This is a genomic window from Stenotrophomonas maltophilia (assembly GCF_006970445.1).
Classification (GTDB): Bacteria; Pseudomonadota; Gammaproteobacteria; order Xanthomonadales; family Xanthomonadaceae; genus Stenotrophomonas; species Stenotrophomonas maltophilia_AU.
This window is the reverse complement of the sequence record NZ_CP033877.1, coordinates 926450-949750: the sequence shown is the minus strand read 5'-3', so window position 1 is coordinate 949750 and position 23301 is coordinate 926450. Positions and strand designations below refer to the sequence as shown.

18 protein-coding genes are annotated in these 23301 nt (G+C 66.7%); 8 read left to right on the top strand and 10 right to left on the bottom strand.

Features of this window, described 5'->3' with window-relative positions; translation table 11 throughout:
• Positions 1-59: 59 nt before the first annotated feature.
• From ppx to lpxH, 5 genes are all read left to right on the top strand, one after another.
• The gene (ppx, locus tag EGM71_RS04255; RefSeq protein ID WP_188488004.1) at positions 60-1586 is read left to right on the top strand and encodes an exopolyphosphatase; all 1527 of its coding nucleotides are present in this window, start codon (positions 60-62) and stop codon (positions 1584-1586) included.
• A 317-nt stretch (positions 1587-1903) separates the two neighbouring features.
• Positions 1904-4846 carry a TonB-dependent receptor domain-containing protein gene (locus EGM71_RS04250; RefSeq protein WP_188488002.1) on the top strand — a complete coding sequence of 981 codons (2943 nt, stop codon included), beginning with the start codon at positions 1904-1906 and terminating at the stop codon, positions 4844-4846.
• Between the two features lie 170 nt (positions 4847-5016).
• Positions 5017-6162, top strand: coding sequence for a glycosyltransferase family 4 protein (locus EGM71_RS04245; RefSeq protein WP_188488000.1), 1146 nt, complete (start codon positions 5017-5019; stop codon positions 6160-6162).
• Positions 6143-6682 (top strand): phosphatase PAP2 family protein, encoded by a 540-nt coding sequence (locus tag EGM71_RS04240; protein ID WP_188487998.1) that lies wholly within the window; start codon positions 6143-6145, stop codon positions 6680-6682. Before EGM71_RS04245 ends, EGM71_RS04240 begins: the two co-directional genes overlap by 20 nt.
• 59 nt (positions 6683-6741) lie before the next feature.
• Entirely contained in the window at positions 6742-7488 is a 747-nt protein-coding gene (gene lpxH, locus EGM71_RS04235; protein ID WP_188487996.1) for a UDP-2,3-diacylglucosamine diphosphatase, read from the top strand.
• Between the two features lie 54 nt (positions 7489-7542).
• Here lpxH and EGM71_RS04230 read toward each other — a convergent pair whose 3' ends face one another.
• Positions 7543-8796, bottom strand: coding sequence for a zinc-dependent metalloprotease (locus EGM71_RS04230; protein WP_188487994.1), 1254 nt, complete (start codon positions 8794-8796; stop codon positions 7543-7545).
• Positions 8797-9021: 225 nt separating this feature from the next.
• On the opposite strand from EGM71_RS04230, the gene EGM71_RS04225 reads away from it, so the two are divergent.
• A complete protein-coding gene (locus tag EGM71_RS04225; protein WP_188487993.1) occupies positions 9022-10479 on the top strand; it encodes a DUF2235 domain-containing protein in 1458 nt (485 codons plus the stop codon).
• Between the two features lie 69 nt (positions 10480-10548).
• On the opposite strand, the gene EGM71_RS04220 is transcribed toward EGM71_RS04225, so the two are convergent.
• The 7 genes from EGM71_RS04220 to EGM71_RS04190 form a co-directional block, all read right to left on the bottom strand.
• Positions 10549-11373, bottom strand: coding sequence for a ferritin-like domain-containing protein (locus EGM71_RS04220; RefSeq protein ID WP_188487991.1), 825 nt, complete (start codon positions 11371-11373; stop codon positions 10549-10551).
• Between the two features lie 9 nt (positions 11374-11382).
• Positions 11383-12849, bottom strand: coding sequence for an amidophosphoribosyltransferase (gene purF / locus EGM71_RS04215; protein WP_032129068.1), 1467 nt, complete (start codon positions 12847-12849; stop codon positions 11383-11385).
• Between the two features lie 30 nt (positions 12850-12879).
• A complete protein-coding gene (locus tag EGM71_RS04210) occupies positions 12880-13659 on the bottom strand; it encodes a CvpA family protein (protein WP_014036126.1) in 780 nt (259 codons plus the stop codon).
• A gap of 46 nt (positions 13660-13705) precedes the next feature.
• Complete coding sequence (locus EGM71_RS04205) at positions 13706-14737, bottom strand: SPOR domain-containing protein (protein WP_188487989.1); 1032 nt, start codon at positions 14735-14737, stop codon at positions 13706-13708.
• Between the two features lie 80 nt (positions 14738-14817).
• Positions 14818-16089 carry a bifunctional tetrahydrofolate synthase/dihydrofolate synthase gene (gene folC, locus EGM71_RS04200; protein ID WP_188487987.1) on the bottom strand — a complete coding sequence of 424 codons (1272 nt, stop codon included), beginning with the start codon at positions 16087-16089 and terminating at the stop codon, positions 14818-14820.
• 41 nt (positions 16090-16130) lie between these two features.
• The gene (locus EGM71_RS04195; protein WP_010483945.1) at positions 16131-16775 is read right to left on the bottom strand and encodes a histidine phosphatase family protein; all 645 of its coding nucleotides are present in this window, start codon (positions 16773-16775) and stop codon (positions 16131-16133) included.
• Between the two features lie 250 nt (positions 16776-17025).
• Positions 17026-19188 carry a S46 family peptidase gene (locus EGM71_RS04190; protein WP_188487985.1) on the bottom strand — a complete coding sequence of 721 codons (2163 nt, stop codon included), beginning with the start codon at positions 19186-19188 and terminating at the stop codon, positions 17026-17028.
• Positions 19189-19620: 432 nt separating this feature from the next.
• Between EGM71_RS04190 and tdh the strand changes: the two genes are divergently transcribed.
• Entirely contained in the window at positions 19621-20643 is a 1023-nt protein-coding gene (tdh, locus tag EGM71_RS04185) for an L-threonine 3-dehydrogenase (RefSeq protein WP_010483949.1), read from the top strand.
• 115 nt (positions 20644-20758) lie between these two features.
• Here the strand turns inward: tdh and EGM71_RS04180 are convergent, their stop codons facing one another.
• Positions 20759-21451: a TorF family putative porin gene (locus EGM71_RS04180; protein ID WP_188487983.1), complete on the bottom strand. Its 693-nt coding sequence runs from the start codon at positions 21449-21451 to the stop codon at positions 20759-20761.
• Positions 21452-21656: 205 nt separating this feature from the next.
• Between EGM71_RS04180 and kbl the strand changes: the two genes are divergently transcribed.
• Positions 21657-22865, top strand: coding sequence for a glycine C-acetyltransferase (gene kbl / locus EGM71_RS04175; RefSeq protein WP_188487981.1), 1209 nt, complete (start codon positions 21657-21659; stop codon positions 22863-22865).
• Between the two features lie 88 nt (positions 22866-22953).
• On the opposite strand, the gene EGM71_RS04170 is transcribed toward kbl, so the two are convergent.
• Positions 22954-23289 (bottom strand): hypothetical protein, encoded by a 336-nt coding sequence (locus tag EGM71_RS04170; protein ID WP_087921651.1) that lies wholly within the window; start codon positions 23287-23289, stop codon positions 22954-22956.
• Positions 23290-23301 lie beyond the last annotated feature (12 nt).

Here is a 23301-nt window from a genome sequence, read left to right as displayed (position 1 = left end):
TACAAAATGTGAAGGCCGTGCGGTGACGAGCACACCGCCCCTTCGGCTAACATTCGTCCATGCCGCATACCACCACGACTCCGCCCGCATTGCAGGATGGCGACCTGCTGGCCGCCATCGACCTTGGCTCCAATAGTTTCCACATGGTCATCGCGCGCTACACGCTCGGCCAGCTGCGGGTGATCGACCGCCTGCGCGAGACCGTGCGCATGGCCGATGGGCTGGATGGCAAGGGTGGCCTCTCCGCAGCGGCCCGCCAGCGCGCGCTGGAATGCCTGGCGCGCTTCGGCCAGCGCATCCGCAATGTGCCGCCGCACCGGGTACGCGCGCTGGCCACCAACACCGTCCGCCAGCTGCGCTCGCCGCAGTCGTTCCTGGTCCCGGCCGAAACCGCACTGGGGCATGCCATCGAAGTGGTCAGCGGGCGCGAAGAAGCCCGCCTGATCTACCTGGGCGTGGCCCACGCGCAACCGCCCAAACCCGGCCAGCGCCGGCTGGTGATCGACATCGGCGGCGGCTCCACCGAATTCATCATCGGCATGGGCATGCAGACCCTGGAGCGCGAGAGCCTGCAGGCCGGCTGCATTGCCAGTACCCGACGCTTCTTCCCCGGCGGCAAGCTGAGCAAGAAGCGCTGGAAGGACGCACTGGCCGAGATCGGCCGCGAGTTCCAACCCTTCGCCAGCAAGTATCGCGCGCTGGGCTGGCAGGAAGCGCTGGGTTCATCGGGCACGCACAAGGCGATCAGCGAGATCTGCGCGACGATGAAGCTGAGCAAGGGCGCGATCACCGCCGAGGCCCTGCCGCAGCTGCGCGATGAACTGCTGAAGGCCAAGAAGATCGACGACATCCAGTTGCCGGGCCTGTCCAGCGACCGCCGCCCGATCATCGCCGGCGGCATCCTGGTGCTGGAAGCGGCGTTCCAGGCGCTGGGCCTGCAGAAGCTGCTGGTGAGCAAGGCGGCGATGCGCGAAGGCATCCTGTATGACATCGTCGGCCGCGCCGGCGAGAACGACCTGCGCGATGAGTCGGTGGCCGCACTCAGCCAGCGCTACGGCATCGATACCGTACAGGCCGAGCGCGTGCAGGAGACCGCGCTGTCACTGCTGGAACAGGTGCAGGAACGCTGGAGGCTCGATGCCGACGATGCACGCATGCTCGGCTGGGCTGCGCGCCTGCACGAACTGGGCCTGATGATCGCGCACAGCGGCTACCACGTGCATGGCAGCTATGTGCTGGAACACTCGGATATCGCCGGCTTCTCGCGCCAGGAGCAGCAGATGCTGGCGGCCCTGGTGCGCAGTCACCGCCGCAGCGTGACCAAGACCGCCTTCGACGCCCTGCCCGAGCGACTGCTGCTGACCGCACGCCGGCTGGCGGCCCTGCTGCGCCTGGCGGTGCTGCTCAACCGCGCCCATGAAGACGACCCGCTGCCGGCGCTGGAACTGACCGCCGACGACAACCGGCTGTCGCTGATCGTGCCGCAGGCCTTCATCGACGCCCGTCCGCTGCTGCGCGCCGACCTGATCGGCGAGACCGATGGCATCGCCGGGCTGGGCATCCAGTTCCGTCCGTTCGTGGCCTGAATACGCTGTCCCCAGTTGTCCACAGGACAACTGGGGTGACGCACTTCCCGCTTCCACTTTGCGCAGTCTGGCGGTTTTTTGTGCTGCCTCGCAACACAACGGCGCGGTATGGGCGATCGCCCCCCTCACGTAAGCATCTGCTTTTGTTCACGTTTGGTGAAGGTTCGCGCGGTCTTGCGACATAAATGGATACGAACTCTTTACAGAGCATTAACTAACGAGACTACTATCGGGTCACCGGCTCGGTCATCGACCCTGCTGGCTCCTTCGACGCCCACTTTGGCGTCCTTTGCACGACCTGAGAGAGAGAGCTCGCCATGACTTCACGCACCACCGCACTGGGGCAGGCCATCCGCTACGCCCTGGCTACCACCGCAGCGCTGGCCGCCCTGCCCGCGTTTGCCCAGGACGGCAGCAGCGCCACTCCCACCAACCTCGATCGCATCGAGATCACCGGCTCGCGCATCCGCCAGGTGGACGTGGAAACCGCCCAGCCGGTGTTCGCGATCACCCGTACGGCCATCGAGCAGCAGGGCTTCAGCTCGGTCGCCGACATCCTGCAGAACGTCACCGCGATGGGCAGCCCGGCGATCAGCCGCGCCAACGCGCTGACTGCCGGTGAGAACGCAGGTGGTTCGTACATCGACATGCGCAACCTGGGCACCCAGCGCACGCTGGTGCTGATCAACGGCAAGCGCCTGGGCATCAGCACCTCGGGTTACCAGGACATCTCCACGATCCCGGTCTCGGCGGTGGAGCGCATCGAGGTGCTGAAGGATGGCGCGTCGGCCATCTACGGTTCCGATGCCATGTCCGGTGTGGTCAACATCATCACCCGCTCGAATGTCACCGGTGTGACCGCCAACGTCTACCACGGCCAGTTCAGCGAGGGCGACGGCGCACGCGACCGCTTCGACGTGGTGGCGGGCTGGAGCAATGACCGCATCTCGCTGACCGTCGCTGCCGAACATGCCGAAGAGAAGGCAGTGTGGGCCAAGGACCGCGGCTTCAGCGCCTACGGCCTGACCGACCGCCATGCCGACAACCTGACCAACTGGACCACCATCAGCCAGTACGGCCAGTTCACCGGCCTGAAGGGTCGCCCGGGCTGCACCAACGCGAAGGACGGCTGCAACTACTCGCTCAACCGTGGTGCCGACCCGACCAACCCGGCCAACTACCACATCACCGATCCGTCGGCGTTCACTGGCGATGTCAGCAACGCCAACGACCAGATGCACCTGAACTTCCCGCTCAAGCGTGATTCGGTGTACTTCGACGGCCGCTTCAAGATCACCGACAACGTCAACTTCCGCACCGAGCTGGGCTACAACAAGCGCAAGGCCGTGCGCCAGATCGCCGGCTACCCGCTGCAGTCCAGCACCGCTGGCGTGGGTTCGATGTCGATCGACAGCTACTTCAATCCGTTCGGCCGCCAGCACGGCTACGCCACCCCGACCGCCGTGGCCTGGAACCGCCGCACCTGGGAAGTGCCGCGCGTGACCACCAGCGAGCTGAAGACCTACCGTGCGGTGGCGTCGTTCGACGGTTCGTTCGAGATCGGCAGCCGCTTCTTCGACTGGGAAGCGGGCTATCAGTACAACCGCAACGAACTGGAAACCATCGCTACCGGCAACCTGCACAAGGCCCGCGTCGCCGGCGGCGTCGGCCCGTCGTTCTACAATGCCGCCACCGGCAAGGTCCAGTGCGGCACCGCTGCTGCGCCGATCTCCTATGACGTGTGCAAGCCGTGGAACCCGCTGGTGCCGTACGGCACGATCGATCCGAACGGCATCGATGGCAACGCCGACCTGCAGGCCTGGCTGTTCCCGCCGGAAGTCACCACCGGCAAGACCACCAGCAAGAACTTCTTCGCCAACATCGCCGGTTCCATCGTGACCCTGCCGGCTGGCGACCTGGGCTTCGCGTTCGGTGTGGAAAGCCGCAAGGAAACCGGTGAGTACCGTCCGGATCCGCTGGCGCAGGCCGGCGCCACCACCAACCTGGCCGCAGGCCCGACCGGTGGCGGCTACAAGGTCAACGAGGCGTACCTGGAAATCAACGTGCCGGTGCTGGCGGACCTGCCGGGCGCGAAGGAACTGACCTTCAACGGTGCCACCCGCTTCTCCGACTACGACACCTTCGGCAACACGCTCAACAGCAAGTTCGGCTTCAAGTGGAAGCCGTTCGACCAGCTGCTGGTCCGTGGTACCTGGGCCGAGGGCTTCCGCGCCCCGACCATCAGCGACCTGTACGGTGGTGGCTCGCAGACCTTCGCCCAGTTCAGCGATCCGTGCGACGTGCAGTTCGGCTCCTCGCGCACCAGCGCCGAGGTACGTGCCCGCTGCGCGCGTGACATCGCCAATGCCGCGACCTTCCGCCAGCTGCGCCAGGGCAACCAGCCGGTTGCCACCTCCGTCGACGCGACGCCGGTGCCGTTCGTGTCGGGCTCCAACCCGACCCTGACCCCGGAAACCTCGACCAGCAAGACGCTGGGCCTGGTCTGGAGCCCGAGCTTCATCAAGAACTTCAACGCCTCGCTGGACTGGTGGAAGATCCGCATCGACAACACCATCGTTGCCGACAGCCCGACCCAGATCCTGATCGACTGCTACGAGCAGGGCATTGACGCACGTTGCCAGCGCTTCACCCGTGACAAGTCGACCGGCCCGACCGCCGGCATCGTCGACACCCTGCAGTTCGGCAGCCGCAACGCCGGCTTCATGGAAACCGAAGGCTACGACCTGGACCTGAACTACCGCCTGGAAACCAGCGTCGGCAAGTTCAACGCCGGCTGGGCCACCACCTATGTCAGCAAGAGCGAGTTCCGCTCGACCAACGACAGCACGGTGGTGCCGACCGTCTCCAACGGCATCGGCAGCAACTTCCGCGTCCGTTCGAACCTGGTGCTGGGCTGGGACCTGGGCAACTTCGGCGTCAGCTGGACCGCGCGTTACTACTCCGGCGTGAAGGAGCAGTGCGTGGACATCCGCGCCTATCCGGATGAGTGCTCCGATCCGGGCGTGTACGCTCCGTGGTACAAGGGCGCCCGCAACTACAACGAGCGTGGTTCGGTCACCTTCCACGACGTGCAGTTCCGTTACTCGCTGCCGTGGGATGCCACCGTCTCGGTCGGTGCCAACAACGTGTTCGAGAAGACCGGCCCGATCATGTACACCAAGCCGAACTCGGCCTTCTCGTACTACGGTGGCTATGACATCGGCCGCTTCGTCTACATGAAGTACCAGCAGCGCTTCTGATCCATCGCGCTGTGATGTGAAGCACGACGACCACGGCCCTTCGGGGCCGTGGTTTTTTGTTGGCCGGGGCGCCCATACGGTGGCCGGCGCCACCGTCATCTGACGGTCGCAAAGCGGTCATGTCGGCTACATCGCCAGGCCCGAGCATGCCGGAAACCGGGAGGCCCGCCATGCGCTATGCCATCGTCACCGAGACCTATCCGCCGGAAGTGAACGGCGTCGCCCTCACCGTACAGGGCCTGGAGCAGGGTCTGCGTGCTGCCGGACACGAGATCGACCTCGTCCGCCCCCGCCAGTCCACCGAAGCGCTGGATTCGGCACCCGGCACCTTGCTGGTTCCCGGCGCCGGCCTGCCCCGCTACCCCGGCTTGCGCTTCGGACTGCCGGCTCCGATCCGGCTGGGCCGCCACTGGCAGAAACAGCGCCCGGATGCGGTCTACATCGCCACCGAAGGTCCGCTCGGCTGGTCCGCACTGCGTACCGCGCGCCGCCTCGGCATTCCGGTCGCCAGCGGCTTCCACACCCGCTTCGACGAATACCTGCCCGACTATGGCGTGGCGTGGCTGCAGGCCGCCGCCATGCGCTGGATGCGCCGTTTCCACAACCAGGCGGACGCTACCCTGGTGCCGACCCGCGAACTGCAGCAGTTCCTCGGCGAACAGGGCTTCGAGCGCGTGCGCCTGCTGGCCCGCGCGGTGGACAGCCAGCAGTTCGATCCGGGCCGGCGCGATCCCGCGCTGCGCGAGGAATGGGGCGTGGATGGCAACGGCCTGGTGGCGATCTATGTCGGCCGCATTGCCGCCGAAAAGAACCTCGGCCTGGCAGTGAAGGCATTCCGCCGGCTGCAGCAGATCCGGCCCAAGGCACGCTTCGTGTGGGTGGGAGATGGCCCGGCCCGCGAAAAGCTGGCACATGAAAATCCCGACTTCATCTTCTGTGGCATCCAGCGCGGCGATGCGCTGGCGCGGCACTTCGCCAGCGGCGATCTGTTCCTGTTCCCCAGCCGCAGCGAGACCTTCGGCAACGTGACTCTGGAAAGCATGGCCAGCGGCGTGGCCACCGTGGCCTTCGATTACGGCGCCGCACGCGAGTACCTGCGCAACGGCGAGAACGGCGCGGCGGTGGACAGCGACGAGCAGTTCATCGAGGCCGCCTTGCAACTGGCCACCGATGACGCGCAACGCCGCGAACTGGGCGGCAATGCCGCGCGCGCGATGAAGCGACTGCATCCACAGCAGGTGGTGGCCGAGTTCGATGCGTTGCTGGCCGAGCTTTCGCAGTTGCGGAGGAGCGGTCATGCGCACCACGCCGCTTGAACTGCTGGCAGGGCGCGAAGCACGGTTGTGCCGGCGGGCGAACCATTACTGCCGGCGCCGCCGCGTGCGCCGCCTGTTCTCGGTCATCAGCCGGCTCGGCGATGGCGTGTTCTGGTATGTGCTGATGGGCGCGCTGGTGGTGCTGGACGGCTTCGATGGCCTGCGCGCCTCGGTGCACATGGCCGCTACCGGCCTGGCCGCACTGCTGCTGTACAAAGGCCTCAAGCGCTGGACCCGGCGCCCTCGGCCCTACGCGGCCGATCTGCGCATCCGCGCCTGGGTGGCGCCGCTGGACGAATTCAGCTTCCCCTCCGGGCACACCCTGCACGCGGTGTCGTTCACCATCGTCGCGCTGGCCTACTACCCGTGGCTGGCACCGCTGCTGGTGCCGTTCACGCTCGGCGTCGCACTGTCACGGGTGGTGCTCGGCCTGCACTATCCCTCCGACGTGCTTGCCGCCACGGGCATCGCCGTCCTGCTGGCTTCGGCCAGCCTGACCTGGCTGCCGCTGCCGGTGTGACGACCGCTGCCGGGCAAGGCCCGGCGCTACCGTCATCGTTGATGGCCTAGAATGCAGGCATGACCACGCTGTTCATTTCCGACCTGCACCTGGACCCCAGCCGTCCGGAGATCACCAACCTGTTCCTGCGCTTCCTGCGCGAACAGGCGCCCGGCGCTGATGCGCTGTACATCCTCGGCGACCTGTTCGAGGCCTGGATCGGCGACGACACCCCCTCGCCTGCCGCCGATGCGGTCGCCGATGCATTGAAGGTGTTGTCCGACAGCGGCGTGCCGGTGTACTTCATCCGCGGCAACCGCGACTTCCTGCTCGGCGAGGATTACGCGCGCCGTGCCGGCCTGCGCATCCTGCCCGACCCGTGCGTGATCGAGCTGTACGGCCGCCCGGTGCTGCTGCAGCACGGTGACCTGCTGTGCACTGATGACATCCCCTACCAGCAGTTCCGTGCACAGACGCGCGACCCGGTATTCCAGGCGCAGTTCCTGTCGCAGCCGCTGGCCGCACGCATCGCCTTCGCGCAGAAGGCGCGCGAGGCCAGCCAGGCCCGCCAGTCGGAAATGAAGCAGGGCGATCGCGCGCAGTTCGAGACCGTCACCGACGTAGCCCCGTCCGAAGTCGATGCCACCTTCGTGCGCCACGGCGTGGACACCATGATCCATGGCCATACGCACCGCCCGGCCATCCACACGCTGCTGGCCGGTGGGCGCGACCGCACCCGCATCGTGCTCGGCGACTGGTACGAACAGGGTTCGGTGCTGCGCGTGGATGCCAGCGGCTGGTCGCTGGATACCCTGGCCCGCGGGTAATTCCCGCCGGCAGGACATCCGCGGCCGCGCAAGGCGGCCGCGGACCGTACGGACTCAGCGGAAGGCCGCGATGGTGGCCTTGGTGTTGACCAGCACGCGCTGGTTGTCAGCGGTACTGGCATTGCCCATCGGGATGCCGTTGTAGCTGATGTTCGGGTTGGACCAGTAGTTCAGGCGCGGGCAGCTGCGGGTGCAGTTGTAGGCCATGATCGTGCGCCAGCCGGTGCCGGTGGCCGGCTCGTAGCGATAGCCATGGCCGTAGGCGTAAGGCGAGGTGCTCGAGTCGGTGGCGATGTCATGCCGTGCGCTCTGCAGATGCCCGATCTCGTGCGCGAACGAGTAGTAGCCGGTCGCGCAATCCCAGTACACCGCAGCGAACGCCGTCGACGCGGTCGAGCCGATCCCCGAGGCCAGGCCACAGTAGGCGGTGTTGTTGATCAGCAGCACGCCCACGTCCGCCGCGTAGGTGTTCCGGCTGGTGTGGATGCTGTCCATGTAGCCGTCGCTGGTGCCACGGAAGCGCGCCAGGTCAGTATCGAAGCTGCCCGATTCGGTGTAGTTGGTGGTCTCGTAGCGGGCCAGTTCCATGGTGATGCCGACGTTGCTGTTGACATAACCCTGGTTGGACTCGGCCACCGCCAGCTGCACCAGCGACTGCATGTTGCCACCATAGGCGGTGACGGCGGCATTGGTCGCCACCACCAGCACGCGGATGGTGGCCGGCGTGCCGGACGAAGCCTGTGCGATGCCGATGCGGTCATTGTTGCCCATCGGGATTTTCGGCAGCTGGTTGTAGTCGGCCGGATGATCGGCTGGCATCCGCGATTCATCCACTTCCACCAGCACGTGGCGGTTGCCCAGCGGGCGCAGGCGGTACAGCTTTCCATCCTTGCGGATCGAGCCGGTGATGGTGTTGCCCGAGCGCACCAGGATCAGCGAATTGCCCGGGTCGTCCTGGCCGTTGGAGGTGGCCGCGGTCAGCTTGTCCGAGGGCGAACGGAACTGGCCGTACCAGATGCTGCCGCCATCGGGCAGCGCTTCAACCTTGCTGCGCACCGCCTGCACGCGCTGGCCGAGCAGTTCGAATTCCAGCTGCGGCTGTGCGGTGGCAGCTGCATCGACACGCACTTCCTGTACCGTCGCCGTGGACGGGGTGGCCAGCAGCTTGCCCAGCGCGGGCTCACTGTTTGCCGATGCGCGGCTGATGACTGTCACCGGCTCGAACAACGGTGCCGCATGCGCGGCCGCCGCCACCGACAAACCCAACACCAGGCCACCTGCCGCTTTACCAATCGATCTGGACAACATTGCGTCGCTCCTTGAATGATGTGAACAGCGTTGATGCAGCACGACCCGGTTTGCCGGGTTTGGCCATATGGCCTGCGCGGGTCGTGTGAATTCAATAGGCGAGAGGAATGAAAGTCAGGATTTGTGATCGACCGCATCTGCGTTCAGTCAGGTCAAAAGCGTCACTACACTTCGCCAATACACCGCTTTCGCGCTACCGTGACGCAGCCACGACGGGGAATGCACATGGCACCACCGCTGGACACGGACGAAGATGTCGGCTTGCTGCGGATAGGCCTGTTCTTCGATGGCACTCGCAACAACGCACACAACCTGGCGCGTGGTCGACCCCAGCTGCCGCAACCACGCCCGGCGCAGCTGCGTGCGGATGACGATTCGACCTACCAGAGCCGGCTGACCAGCAGCTACGACAACGGCCTGACCAACATCGCCCGCCTGCAGCAGCTGTACCCGGACAGCCGCACCGGCACATCGGCCACCCCCTCGCTGTCGATCTACGTGGAAGGTGTCGGTACCCGCGATGACGCCGACGACGACCTGATCGGACTGGCGTTCGGTATCGGTGCCAGCGGTGTGCGCGCCAAAGTGCAGCGTGCGCTGCAGGTATTGCTGCCGGCTGCATTGAGCGCGCTTGCTACGCGCTGGCGGCAACCCCTGCGACGCGTGCAACTGGATCTGTTCGGCTTTTCACGGGGTGCAGCCGCCGCGCGCGATGTCGCCCACCAGTTGCAGGCCTGGGATGGCACGCACTGGCGACAGTTGTTGCAGGCCGCCGGCCTGTCCTGCGCAACGGACCTCGCCCCTGCAGAACCGGTGCTGCGCTTCATCGGCTTGTTCGACACCGTGGTTGCGGTCAACGGTGGCCGCGCCGACGAACAACCCCATCTCGCACTGCAGGCCGGCGTTGCCAGGCAGGTGCTGCAGCTGAGCGCACGCGACGAGCATCGCCAGCACTACCCGCTCACCAGTGTGTCGCCTCCCTTCCCCGAGATCGCGCTGCCCGGCGTGCACGCCAACATCGGCGGCGGCTACAACCAGCTCGAAGAAGGGCCCAAGCTGCTCAGTCGTCCACGCAGGCAGTTGCTGCGCCGCTCGACCGTGGCTGACTACCAGACGCCACCGTTGGCGGTCCTGCAGGCCACCACGGCCTATGCCGAAGCACAGGCCGACGCCGAGCGCTGGCGGCAACAGCTGGGTGTTGACGAGAAAGAGGTCTGGGTCGATGTCTGGCACCAGTGGCAGCAGCAGCGTCGCGCCGGCAGCCGCAGCGTGCTGCTCTCCCCGATGCTGTATGTCACCGCCGCCGTGGTGCTGCGCCGGCGCATCGATTGGCGCTACCAGTTGATCGCGCTACAGGTGATGCAGCAGCACGCCATCGATGCCGGCGTGCAATGGCACGCCAACGCCGCCGAGGTTCCCGGCTGGGAACTACCCGCCGCCCTGCAGCCGATCGCTCGGCGGCTGGTGGCAGGACAGGCGCTGACCCAGACCCAGGAGGCGTTGTTGCGGCGGCGCTACCTGATGCAGTCGGCGCACTGGAATTTCGACGCGCTGGGCGACACCGCGCTGACCTATGCCGCCGACGCCGGCGTCAGCGAGCTGCCGTATCGACCGGGCCCCGGCTTGTTCTACATCAACCGGCCAACGGTGGATGGCAAGCGCGTGGTGCTGCCGAACGCATGAAAAAAGGGGACGGAGGGAATTAAGTCGTTTATGCATAAACGACTTAATTCCCTCCGTCCCCTTTTTTTGTCAGCCGGCCTGTTCGACCAGGTTGGCGAGTTCGTCGGCATCGAAGCCGGCCAGCAGGCGCGCTTCCATGTTGAACGGCCCATGCAGGTAGCCGCCGGCGTATTCCACCAGCAGCTCCTTGAACCGCGCGCGCGGTTCGACGCCGGCGCGGTCGCAGTACCAGCGGTACCAGCGCGAACCGGCGGCAACATGCGCCACTTCCTCGCGCAGGATCACTTCCAGCACGTCGGCGGTTTCGCCATCACCGACGTTGCGCAGCTTCTCGATCATGCCCGGGGTGACGTCCAGGCCGCGCGCTTCAAGCACGCGCGGCACCAGCGCCATGCGCGCCAGGCCATCATGCGCGGTCTTTTCGCACATTTCCCACAGGCCGTTGTGCGCGGGGAAATCGGCGTAATCGTGGCCATGCGCCTGCAGGCGCTCGCGCAGCAGCATGAAGTGCCGCGATTCGTCGTCGGCACAGCTGACCCAGTCGGCATGGAACGCCGGCGGCAGGCCGCGGAAGCGGTACACCGCATCCCAGGCCAGGTCGATCGCGTTGAGTTCGATGTGGGCGATGGCGTGGATGAAGGCCGCTCGCCCTTCCACGCCGCCCAGTCCACGCCGCGGTACTTCGCGCGGATGCACCAGCACCAGCTGCGCCGGCCGGCCGGGCATGCGGATCGGTTCCGGCGGCGGCGCATCGGCGGCCACCTTCAGGCGACCGGCACGGAACGCGGCGGCATACACCTGGGTCAGCGCGACCTTGCGCAGCGGGTCGGCTTCGGCCAGGCACTGCTGCGCCGCGCGCAGCAGGTCACCTCCAACGTCGGGCACCTCAACCACGCCTGGACCTCAGGCGCGGCGCTTGTGCTTGGCGTCGTCCGAGCGCAGCTGCTGGATGCGCTCGAAGTAGCCCGGCTCGATACCCGTCGGGTAGTGGCCGTTGAAGCAGGACGAATCGAAGTTGCGCAGCGCCGGGTTGCCCTCGCTCACCGCCGCTTCCATGTCTTCCAGGTCCTGGTAGATCAGCCAGTCGCAGCCCAGGTGGGCCTCGATCTCTTCCACCGTGCGGTTGTGCGCGACCAGCTCTTCGGCCGCCGGCATGTCGATGCCGTAGATGTTCGGGTAGCGCACCGGCGGTGCGGCGCTGGCCAGGTAGACCTTGCGCGCGCCCGCATCACGGGCCATCTGCACGATCTGCTGGCTGGTGGTGCCACGCACGATCGAATCGTCCACCAGCAGCACCACGCGGTTGCGGAACTCCAGGTGGATCGGGTTGAGCTTGCGACGCACCGACTTCACGCGCTCACCCTGCCCCGGCATGATGAAGGTGCGGCCGATGTAGCGGTTCTTGATGAAGCCTTCGCGGTACTTCACCCCGAGCACGTTGGAGATCTCCAGCGCGGCATCGCGCGAGGTATCCGGAATCGGGATGATGGTGTCGATGTCGTGGTCCGGGCGCAGGCGCAGGATCTTCTCGCCCAGCTTGATGCCCATGCGCATGCGCGCCTTGTGCACCGAGACGTTGTCGATCATCGAATCCGGGCGCGCGAAGTACACGTACTCGAAGATGCACGGAGTGTGCTCGGCCGGCTCGGCGCAGATTTCCGAGAACAGCTCGCCGCGCGCGGTGATCACCAGCGCTTCGCCGGGTTGCACGTCACGCACGCGCTGGAAGCCCAGCACGTCCAGCGCGGCCGATTCGGAGGCGACGATGTACTCATCGCCCTCGGCGTGGCTGCGCTTGCCCAGCACCAGCGGGCGGATGCCATGCGGGTCGCGGAAGGCGACCAGGCCCAGGCCCAGCACCACGCTGACCACCGCATAGCCGCCCTTGCAGCGGCGGTGCACGCCGGCCACCGCGCGGATCGCAGCTTCCGGGCTGAGCTGGCGCTGCTGCTCCAGTTCGTAGGCGAACACGTTCAGCAGCACCTCGCTGTCCGAATCGGTGTTGACGTTGCGGCGGTCCTGTTCGAACACCTGCTGGCGCAGCGCCTCGGTGTTGATCAGGTTGCCGTTGTGGGCCAACGCGATGCCGTACGGCGAGTTCACATAGAACGGCTGTGCCTCGTCCATGCCTTCCGAACCCGCGGTCGGGTAACGTACGTGGGCGATGCCGACGCTGCCTTCCAGAGTGGACATGGTGCGGGCATCGAACACATCGCGGACCAGGCCGGTGGCCTTCTGCACGCGCAGGCGGCTGCCACTGGCGGTGGCGATGCCCGCCGCGTCCTGGCCACGGTGCTGGAGAACGGTCAAGCCGTCATACAACTGCCCGGCGACGTTCTGGTTGCCGACGATTCCGACGATGCCACACATGGTGCGAGGTCTCCGCTGGGCTGTGCCCAGTTACAAGGAAGGTGGCCGTACCTGGCCGCGGTGGTCGCCGCGCCTGCGGTCGACATTGGCCGGATCGCCCGGCTCGATACTGTCTGGCAGTGCTGGGGCGTCCGGGCGCACTTCGGCCGGATCGTATGCGTCGCCCTGTTCCGCTTTCGCGGGCCGCAGCCATCCGCTGCCCGCCACTACCTGGTTGAGGATGCCATTATCGCCTGCCGCGCCCGGCTTTCCCAAATCGGCGCCTGCGCTCTTTCCCAACTCCATCAATGCAGATGGGGACAGCATGTCGGTCGGCAAGGTCTTGGGCAGCAGATCGGCGCCGGGCACCTGCCAGTGCGGCAGCTTCCCGTTCATCCAGGCCACGGCCGGGTTCAGCACCGGGCGGACCGCCGAGCGCTTCCAGGAGGGTTCGGCGGTCAGCGGGGTGAAGCCAGCCAGCAGCACCAGGATCGCCGCGATCAGGCCGCCGCGCACGGCTCCCAGTACACCGCCCAGCAACCGGTCCAGGCTGGTCAGCATGCTGCGGTGGATCATCGCCTTGATGACCATGCCGATCACCGCAACCACGATCATCACGCCAATGCCCACGCCCAGGTAGCCGCCGACGAAATGCTCGCCGCCGGGGGCGGCCGGGGCCGCCCACCAGCGCGCCGCATCGTTGCCGAAGGCGAAGGCCGCCCACGCGGCCAGCAGCCACGACAACGTGCCGATGACGATTCCCACGAAGCCACGCAGCATCCCGAGCAGGGTCGAGGCGGCGATCACGATCAGCAGCACCACGTCGATCATGGCGCCCCGCTCCTTCGGCGGCGCTGGCAACGGGCCTGCGCGTGGGTCATGGGTGCGGTCGGACCATGCCGGCGACGCCAACCTTGGCGGCGACCTGCGCCTTCAGCTGCTCGGCGTCGGCCCGGTTGGCCACCGGTCCGACGCGGACGCGATGCAGGGTGCCCTTTTCGGTGCGCACCTGCTCGACGAAGGCGCTGAAGCCGGCGGCACGGACCTTGTCACGCAGCGCATTGGCATCGTTGGCCTGGCCGAACGCACCCAGCTGCACGGCGAAGCCGACGCCGCTGGCAGCCGGTGCTGCCGGTGTGGTCGGCGCCGTCGCCGGCTTGCTGGCGGTGGCCTCCGGCTTCGGCTCAGGCTTGGCTTCCGGCTTCGGGGTCTCGGGCTTCGGCGCCGGCTTGGGCGGCTCCGGCTTGGCAGCCGGCGTGGTGGTCGCGGTCGGCGGGCTCGGCGGCAGGCTTTCGCTGCGCACCGGGTTGCTGGTGGCCGACGGCGTGGTGGCCGCCACCGGGGTGCTGGCCGTCGGCGCCGGCGCGGCGGCGACCGCCGCAGCATCCAGGGTAATGACTTCGGCCTTCACATCGGCGCGGATCTTCACAGCCTGCAGACGGGCAGCCTCGGCCTGGGCACGATCGGCATACGGTCCGACGCGCACACGCCACGCCTGACGCCCGCTGATGGTGGTCGTTTCGGCGAAGCCCGGCATCTGCGAGCGTTTCAGGTAGGCGATCACCGCATCGGCGTCGGCCTTGCTGCCGTACGCACCAAAAGTGACCGCGTAGTTGCCGGCGGCAACCGCCGGGGACGTGTCCACGGTCGGCGGCGTGGCCGGCGCGGCGGCCTCCTGCAGCGGCTTGGCCTGTCCGGTCTGCAGGCCGGTTGCTCCACCGGCCGGAGCAACCAGAGGCAGTTCACGGGTTTCGAACTGGCCATCGGCGGGGGCATCCGGCGCGGCGATCGGCACCGAGGCCACACCGCTGTCCGGTGCAGGCCCCTTGACCAGCATCGGCAGGAAAATCACGGCCAGTGCGACCAGCACGATGGCACCAATCAGACGCTGTTTCAGAGGCGTATCCACGTGAGGCGGCAACTGTCCGGAGGTTGCGGTCGATTATACGGGTGCCGGACCGGACGGCGTCGGCATTGGCTGAACGCGGATCAGGCGCCGCCCTGCAACCATTGCAACGCGGCAGCCGCCGTATGGAAGGAGCCGAACACCAGTACGCGGTCGCCGCGCCCGGCCCGGGCCAGTACCTGCGCCAGTGCCTGTTCGACGGAATCGGCCAGTTGCGCGCTGGCGGCGGTGGTCCCGGCCAGGCGCGCCTGCAACTGGGCGGCGCTCTGCCCGCGCGGGCCGTCCAGGCCGGCGAGGGTCCACTCGCCGACCACGTCCTGCAATGCCTGCACCACGCCCACCGCGTCCTTGTCCTGCAGCGCGGCGTACACCGCCAGGGTACGCCCGGCAGACGTTTCGGCCTTCAGTGCGCGCGCCAGCTGGCCCGCGGCCTGCGGGTTGTGCCCGACGTCGACGCGGATCTGCACACCGTCACGCTCGAACGCCTGCAGGCGGCCAGAGATGCGCGCCGCCGCGATACCGGCAGCCCACGCCGCACGCGGCACCGGCTTGTCCAGCGCGCGCAGCGCAGCGATGGCGGCACCGGCATTGGCCAGCTGGATCGGGCCGGCCAGCGCCGGTGTCGGCAGTTCCATGCGCAGGCCGACGTCGCGCCAGCGCCAGCGCTGGGCATCGATCGGCTCGTAGAAATAGTCGCTGCCGCCACGGATCGCATTGGCGCCGACCAGATAGGCACGTGCCAGCACGCTCGACGGCGGATCGGTCTCGCCCAGGATCACCGGCTTCCAGCCACGGATGATGCCGGCCTTCTCGGTGCCGATCGCTTCACGGTCCTCGCCCAGCCATTCGGCATGGTCGATGTCCACGGTAGTGATCACCGCCACGTCGGCATCGACGATGTTGACCGCATCCAGTCGACCGCCCAGGCCCACTTCCAGTACCGCCAGGTCCAGCCCGGCGTCGGCGAACAACTGCAGCGCGGCCAGCGTGCCGTACTCGAAATAGGTCAGCGTGGTCTCGCCACGCGCGGCTTCGACCGCATTGAACGCAGCGACCAGCGCCGCATCGTCCACGTCCTGCCCGTCGATGCGCACGCGCTCGTTGTAGCGCAGCAGGTGCGGCGAGGTGTACGCGCCAACCTTCCAACCGGCAGCACGGCCGATGGCCTCGATGAAGGCCACGGTCGAGCCCTTGCCGTTGGTACCACCGACCACGATGGTGCGCTGGGCCGGCGTACCCAGGCCCATCGCCGTGGCCACGGCGCGCACGCGCTCCAGGCCCATGTCGATGGTCGCAGGGTGCTGGCGTTCAATGTAGTCCAGCCAGTCGGCCAGGGTGGTCGGGGTGTTCGTCACGGCAGTGCTTCCAGCAGGTACAGGTGGTTCGGTGTGGCGGGTCAGAGTGCGCGGTGCTTGGCTTCGCCGAAGAACGGCGTGTGGTGGGCACAGTCGTTCAGGCGCACCACTTCCAGGCTGTCAAGGTCGGCGCCTTCGAGCAGGTTGAGCGTGGTCGGCGCCTGGCGGAAGGTCCACAGGCGGGAAATCGGCAGGCCCAGCACCTTGCACAGGATCACGCGGTTCACCGCGTCATGGGCCACCACCAGAAGGGTGTCGTGCTCACCGAGGCCTTCGGTGGCACGGGCCAGGCCGCGCCAGCTGCGCTCCAGCACCAGGCGCAGCGATTCGCCGCCGGGCATCAGCACGGTATCCGGCTCCTCGCGCCAGGCCTGCAGGCGCGACGGATCCTTCTCGTTGATTTCGCTGGCCAGCAGTCCTTCCCACTCACCGTGGGCAATTTCCTGCAGCTCCGGCTCGGTCAGCAGCATGTCGGCACGGGCGGCGCCAAGCGCCAGCTGCGCTGTGCGCTGCGCGCGCGACAGCGGCGAGGCGACGGCACGGGTGATGTCGACCGAGGCCAGGCGGGCACCCAGTGCCTGGGCCTGGGCTTCACCGATCGGTGAAAGCGGAATATCGATCTGGCCCTGGTAGCGGCCTTCGGCGTTCCACGGCGTTTCGCCGTGGCGGGCAAGCAGGATGCGCATGCGTGCAAGGGGTCCTGGGGGGAGGAGGTTTCCGCGTTTCGTTCACATCCTGTGAAGTACGCGGAACAGGGATGATACCTGTTCGGCGCACCCGGCCGGGTCGGGCATGAAAAAACCCCGCGACCTGCGTCGCGGGGTTTCGGTACTCCCGGCCCTCGGGTCGGGTTTGCCGGCCAGCGGCCGGCACTACCGTCCGGTACAAGCAGTAGATCCACGCCATGCGTGGATGAACCGCCAGGGACCGCGAACCTTACTTGGCCAGGTTCAGTTCCTTCAGCAGCTGCGGCGCCGGCGCCACTTCCTGCATGATCCACTGCATGTAGCGGCTATCGACGGCGATCATGCGGGTCATCACCGGGTCGAACACCCAGTTGGAACTGACCGATTCCCAGTTGCCATCGAATGCCAGGCCGACCAGCTTGCCGTTGGCGTCCAGCACCGGCGAACCCGAGTTGCCGCCGGTGATGTCCAGGTTGGACAGGAAGTTGACCGGCACCGAACCAATGCGCTTGTCTTCCAGGCCGCCGTAACGCTTGGCCTTGACCGCGTCGAGCAGCGCCTTCGGCGAATCGAACGGATCTTCACCGGTTTCCTTCGCCGCCACGCCTTCCAGGGTGGTGAACGGGGTGTACTTCACGCCGTCCTTGCCATAGCCCATGACGTTGCCGAAGGTGATGCGCAGCGACAGGTTGGCGTCCGGGTAGACGAACTCACCCTGGCTCTTCTTGTAGTCGGCCACGGCCTGCAGGTACAGCGGACGCGCGGTCAGCGATTCGCCTTCGCGGATCTTCTTCTGCTCTTCCTGCTTCAGCAGTGCCGGCATGACGGCCACGGCGTACTGGATGGCCGGATCGCTGCTGGCTTCAAACGCGGCACGGTCGGCCTTGAACCACTTCAGGCGGGTGTCCAGGCTGCCCAGTTCGGTGCCGCCCAGCTTGGCCACCAGCGACTTCACCGCAGCGGCATCGCTGCCGGCCAGCCACTTGTTCAGCACTTCGTTGTCACGCTGCGCGGCCGGCAGGGCCACGTACTGGTCCAGCCAGTAGGTCTGCAGCTGCTGGTCCATCTTCGCCACGTAGCGGCGGTCCATCTGCTTCAGGCCACCTTCGATGGTGGTCAGGTCGCGTTCCTGGTAACCCGCTTCGCGTTCGGCATCCGGCTTGCTGCGCTCGATCGACAGGCGGTACAGGGTGATCGCCGCGCCAACGGCCGAGGTGTTGTTGAACTGGCCGACGAACAGGTCACGCTCGCGGGTCGACTTGCTGGTATCCAGATGCTTGAGCAGCTGCGCGTGTGCCGCCAGGGCCGGCTTGCCGGCAGCGCCCTGCTTCTTCAGCCAGGCCAGTACGGCGGCTTCCTCGGCCTGCTTCTGGCCGGCTGCGTCGATGCGCTTGAAACCTTCCAGCTGGCCCAGGTAGTTCTTGGCCACGTTGTTCATGCTGGCGGCGGTGGCGGCGTACTTCACCTTGACGTCGGCGTCGGCCTTGCCGGCGTCGGCGATCATCTTCAGCACCGCGTTGTAGTGCTTGGCGATGGTCGGGTAGGTGAAGCTGGCGGTTTCGTTGAATTCACCGGCCAGGGCGTAGCGGTTGGTGCGGCCCGGGTAGCCGGCCACCATCACGAAGTCGTCGGCGCCCAGCGGCTGGTCGGCGAACTTCAGGAAGTGCTTGGGCTGGTACGGCACGTTGTCGGCGGCGAAGGCGGCCGGCTTGCCGTCCTTGCCGACGTAGGCGCGGTAGAACGAGAAATCGCCGGTGTGGCGCGGCCACATCCAGTTGTCGACGTCGCCACCGAACTTGCCTACGCTGCCCGGGGGCGCGTAGACCAGGCGCACGTCCTTGATTTCCATGTTGCGGAACAGGCGATAGGTGTTGCCGCCGGAGAAGCTGTACAGGCGGCAGCGGAAGCCGGCATCGGCTTCACAGGCGGCGACCTGGGCCTTGTCGAAGGCGTCCAGTGCGCGGCTGCGGGCCAGCGGGTCGTTGCCGGCGCCGGCAATGGCGGCCTTGGCCTGGGCGGTGACGTCGGTGATCTGGTCGAGCACGAACACGCGGGCGTTCGGGCCGGCGCTCAGTTCGTCCTTCAGGGTCGGCGCGTTGAAGCCGTCCTTGATCAGGTTCTTCTGCGCGGTCGAATTCAGCTGGATGGCGCCATAAGCGCAGTGGTGGTTGGTGACCACCAGGCCCTGCGGCGAGACGAAGCTGGCGGTGCAGCCACCCAGCGCAACCACCGCGCCCATCGGGTCGCCGGTCAGGTTGGCCAGCTGTTCCGGGGACAGCTTCAGGCCGGCCTTCTGCAGCGGGCCGGCGATTTCCGGCAGCTGCTGCGGCACCCACATGCCTTCTGCGGCATGGGCGACCTGGACCAGCCCAAGGCTGGCGACGATGGAGAATGCAAGCAGGTTCGAGCGCATGGAGCGGCCCCTGGTAGTGGAACCCTCGATTGTAGCCCGCTGCCCTGCCCCGGCCCGAACCCCGGAAGTCATGCAATCAGGTGCTTCCACCGTTCAGCGTCTCCATTGCGATCGGTCAGAGGCGAGAGGCCAGGCCGATGCAGGACACGCCGTAAACCCATCCATGGGGGCTCGGTCGCGCCATCCATGGCGCTCACGGTCCTGCATCGGCCTGGCCTCTCGCCTCCCCACAGTCCCCTGGCCTCGGACGGTAGCGCCGAGCCATGCCCGGCGAGCGAAGCGACGCCCCTGTTCGCAGTACGTTCGAAACGCCCGCCGGCGCACGCCTTTCGTTCCGCCACTGCACCCGCAGCGCAACATGGGAAATCCGCGCGGCACCCTATAATCCGCGCTTTCCCCCTGATGAGTTCCACCCCGATGGCGCAGCAAACGATGAAGGCCCTGGTCAAGCGCGAAGCGGCCAAGGGCATCTGGCTGGAAGAAGTTCCGGTTCCGACCCCGGGCCCGAACGAGGTCCTGATCAAGCTCGAGAAGACCGCGATCTGCGGCACCGACCTGCACATCTACCTGTGGGACGAGTGGAGCCAGCGCACGATCAAGCCGGGCCTGACCATCGGCCACGAGTTCGTCGGTCGCGTCGCCGCACTCGGCTCAGCAGTGACCGGCTATGAGATCGGCCAGCGCGTCTCGGCCGAAGGCCACATCGTCTGCGGCCACTGCCGCAACTGCCGTGGCGGCCGCCCGCACCTGTGCCCGAACACCGTCGGCATCGGCGTCAACGTCAACGGCGCCTTCGCCGAATACATGGTGATGCCGGCCAGCAACCTGTGGCCGATCCCGGACCAGATCCCGTCGGAGCTGGCTGCGTTCTTCGACCCGTACGGCAACGCCGCGCACTGTGCGCTGGAGTTCAACGTGATCGGTGAAGACGTGCTGATCACCGGCGCGGGCCCGATCGGCATCATCGCCGCCGGCATCTGCAAGCACATCGGTGCGCGCAACGTGGTGGTGACCGACGTCAACGACTTCCGCCTGAAGCTGGCCGCCGACATGGGCGCCACCCGCGTGGTCAACGTCGCCAACCAGTCGCTGAAGGACGTGATGAAGGAACTGCACATGGAGGGCTTCGACGTGGGCCTGGAAATGAGCGGCAACCCGCGCGCGTTCAACGACATGCTCGACTGCATGTACCACGGCGGCAAGATCGCCATGCTCGGCATCATGCCCAAGGGCGCCGGCTGCGACTGGGACAAGATCATCTTCAAGGGCCTGACCGTGCAGGGCATCTACGGCCGCAAGATGTACGAGACCTGGTACAAGATGACCCAACTGGTGCTGTCCGGCTTCCCGCTCGGCAAGGTGATGACCCACCAGCTGCCGATCGACGACTTCCAGAAGGGCTTCGACCTGATGGAAGAAGGCAAGGCCGGCAAGGTTGTATTGAGCTGGAATTGACCCGGCACACGGCGACGCCGGGCATGGCCCGGCGCTACCGAAATGAAAAAGGCGCCCGATGGGCGCCTTTTTCGTAAAGCGTGCCAGGCAAGCCTGGCACCTACCGAAGCGCGGGTTATTTGCCGATCGCCACGGTCAGCAGCACGCGGCTGTGTGCCAGCTTGCCCGAGTTCTCGCGGCCGTTGCTGTCGGTACCGTAGTAGCCCAGGCCCACGTTGAACATGCCGAACTGGCGTGCGACGCCGACGTTCCAGTCGGTGTAGTTCTTGGCCAGGCCCTTCTCGAAGCGGCTGCGGCCGACATTGGCGTTGAGGGTGAATTCCTGCGGCAGGCCCCACTGGCCGCCGACACCGTAGTACCAGCCGTCGGTACCGCTGTTCCACTGGTCGTTGGTGTAGGCCACGGTCAGCTTGTAGGTCTCATCCAGCGTGGTGGTGGTGACCAGCTCGTTGTAGTTCTGGTCACTGCCACCGATGTAGGTATAGCGGTTCAGCAGCACATCGAAGTTGACGCGCGGGGTGACGTCCACGCCGTAGCCGATCTGGTAATCGATCTCGGTGTTCGGGTCGCCCGGACCGAAGTCCACGCCCGAACCCCAGACACCGGCGTACAGGCCCACCGGCGAGGTGTAGGTGAAGCCTGCCTGCAGGGTCGGCTTCTCGTCGGTCTGCGACACGCCACGGAACAGGTAATCGGAAACGGCGGTCACGTTCCAGCTGTACGGCGATTCGTTTTCCTGGGCGCTGGCCGCGAACGGTGCGAGGGTCAGGGCAGCGGCAATGGCGAGGCAGGCACGGGCGTGCTTCATGAGCGTCTCCGGTGGGGGCGGTGGCGTGGAAGGCGGGGAGCGGGCGTTTCAGCCGGAACGGGACAGCTCCGGTTCACGAATTTTTAACCAGTTTGCTATTGCGATGCAACATGTGCCGGCCGTGGCGATGCCCCATCCGGGCCGGTTGGCACGCGGCGATGCCCGGTAGAATCAGCGGTTTCCCGTTCAGAGCCGTGCCCACGCCATGACCGACGCCTCCTCCGCCCTGACCCGCCACTACGCCGAGGAACTGGACGCCATCCGCGCCCAGGGCCTGTTCAAGTCCGAGCGGATCATCACCAGCCCGCAGTCGGCCGAGATCACCCTCGACGACGGCCGCAAGGTGCTGAACTTCTGTGCCAACAACTACCTGGGCCTGGCCGACCATCCGGACCTGATCCAGGCCGCCAAGGACGCACTGGATACCCACGGCTTCGGCATGGCCTCGGTGCGCTTCATCTGCGGTACCCAGGACCTGCACAAGCAGCTGGAGAAGCAGATCGCCGACTTCTTCGGCAAGCAGGACACCATCCTGTACGCGGCCTGCTTCGACGCCAACGGCGGCCTGTTCGAGCCGCTGCTCGGCGAGAACGACGCGATCATTTCCGACGCGCTGAACCACGCTTCGATCATCGACGGCGTGCGCCTGTGCAAGGCCAAGCGCTTCCGCTACGCCAACTGCGACATGGCCGACCTGGAAGCCCAGCTGCAGGCTGCCGATGCCGCCGGCTGCAAGACCAAGCTGATCACCACCGACGGCGTGTTCTCGATGGACGGCTTCATCGCGCCGCTGGACGAGATAACCGCGCTGGCAAAGAAGTACAACGCGCTGGTGCACATCGATGAGTGCCACGCCACCGGCTTCCTCGGTGCCACCGGCCGCGGCTCGGCCGAGGTCAAGGGCGTGCTGGAGAAGATCGACATCATCACCGGCACCCTGGGCAAGGCCATGGGCGGCGCACTGGGCGGCTTCACCTGCGCCAGCGCCGAAGTGATCGAACTGCTGCGCCAGCGCTCGCGCCCGTACCTGTTCTCCAACTCGCTGCCGCCGCACGTCGTGGCCGCCGGCATCAAGGCATTCGAAATGCTGGCTGCCGCCGACGACCTGCGCAGCACCCTGGCCGAGAACACCGCCTACTTCCGCGAAAAGATGACCGCCGCCGGTTTCGACGTGAAGCCGGGCGTGCATCCGATCAGCCCGGTGATGCTGTATGACGCACCGCTGGCGCAGAAGTTCGCCGAGCGCCTGCTCGAAGAAGGCATCTACGCCATCGGCTTCTTCTTCCCGGTCGTGCCCAAGGGCCAGGCCCGCATCCGCACCCAGATCAGCGCCGCGCACAGCCGCGAGCACCTGGACCGCGCGATCGATGCCTTCACCCGCATCGGCATCGAACTGGGCGTGGTCAAGGGCTGATCATGGCCGGGGTCGGATCCCTTTCCACAGGAAAGGGTTCTGACCCCATCACCCAAAGCGTGCCGACCCAGGTCGGCACCTCCCGGCGTCACTTCTTTTTCTTCTTGCCCTTCGGCTCTTCCTTGCTGGCCACCACCACCGGCTTGGCGGCAGCGTCCTGGCCGTTGCCCTTGGCAACGCGGATGCCGTTGGCCTTCATCCAGGCATCGAACTCATCGGCGGTCATCTTCTTGTCGCCGTTGCTCATCAGGAAGCGGTAGCTGCCGCGACCATCCAGCTCCGGGGTCTTCACTTCCACCACCGGGGTCTCGGCAGGCGTTTCCGCCTTGGCCACCTTCTTGTGGCCGCCACAGGCGGTCAGCAGCACCATCGGCAGCAGCAGGCCTGCACAGCGCAGGGTTTGATTGAGGGTCGGGTGGTACATGGCAGGCTCCGT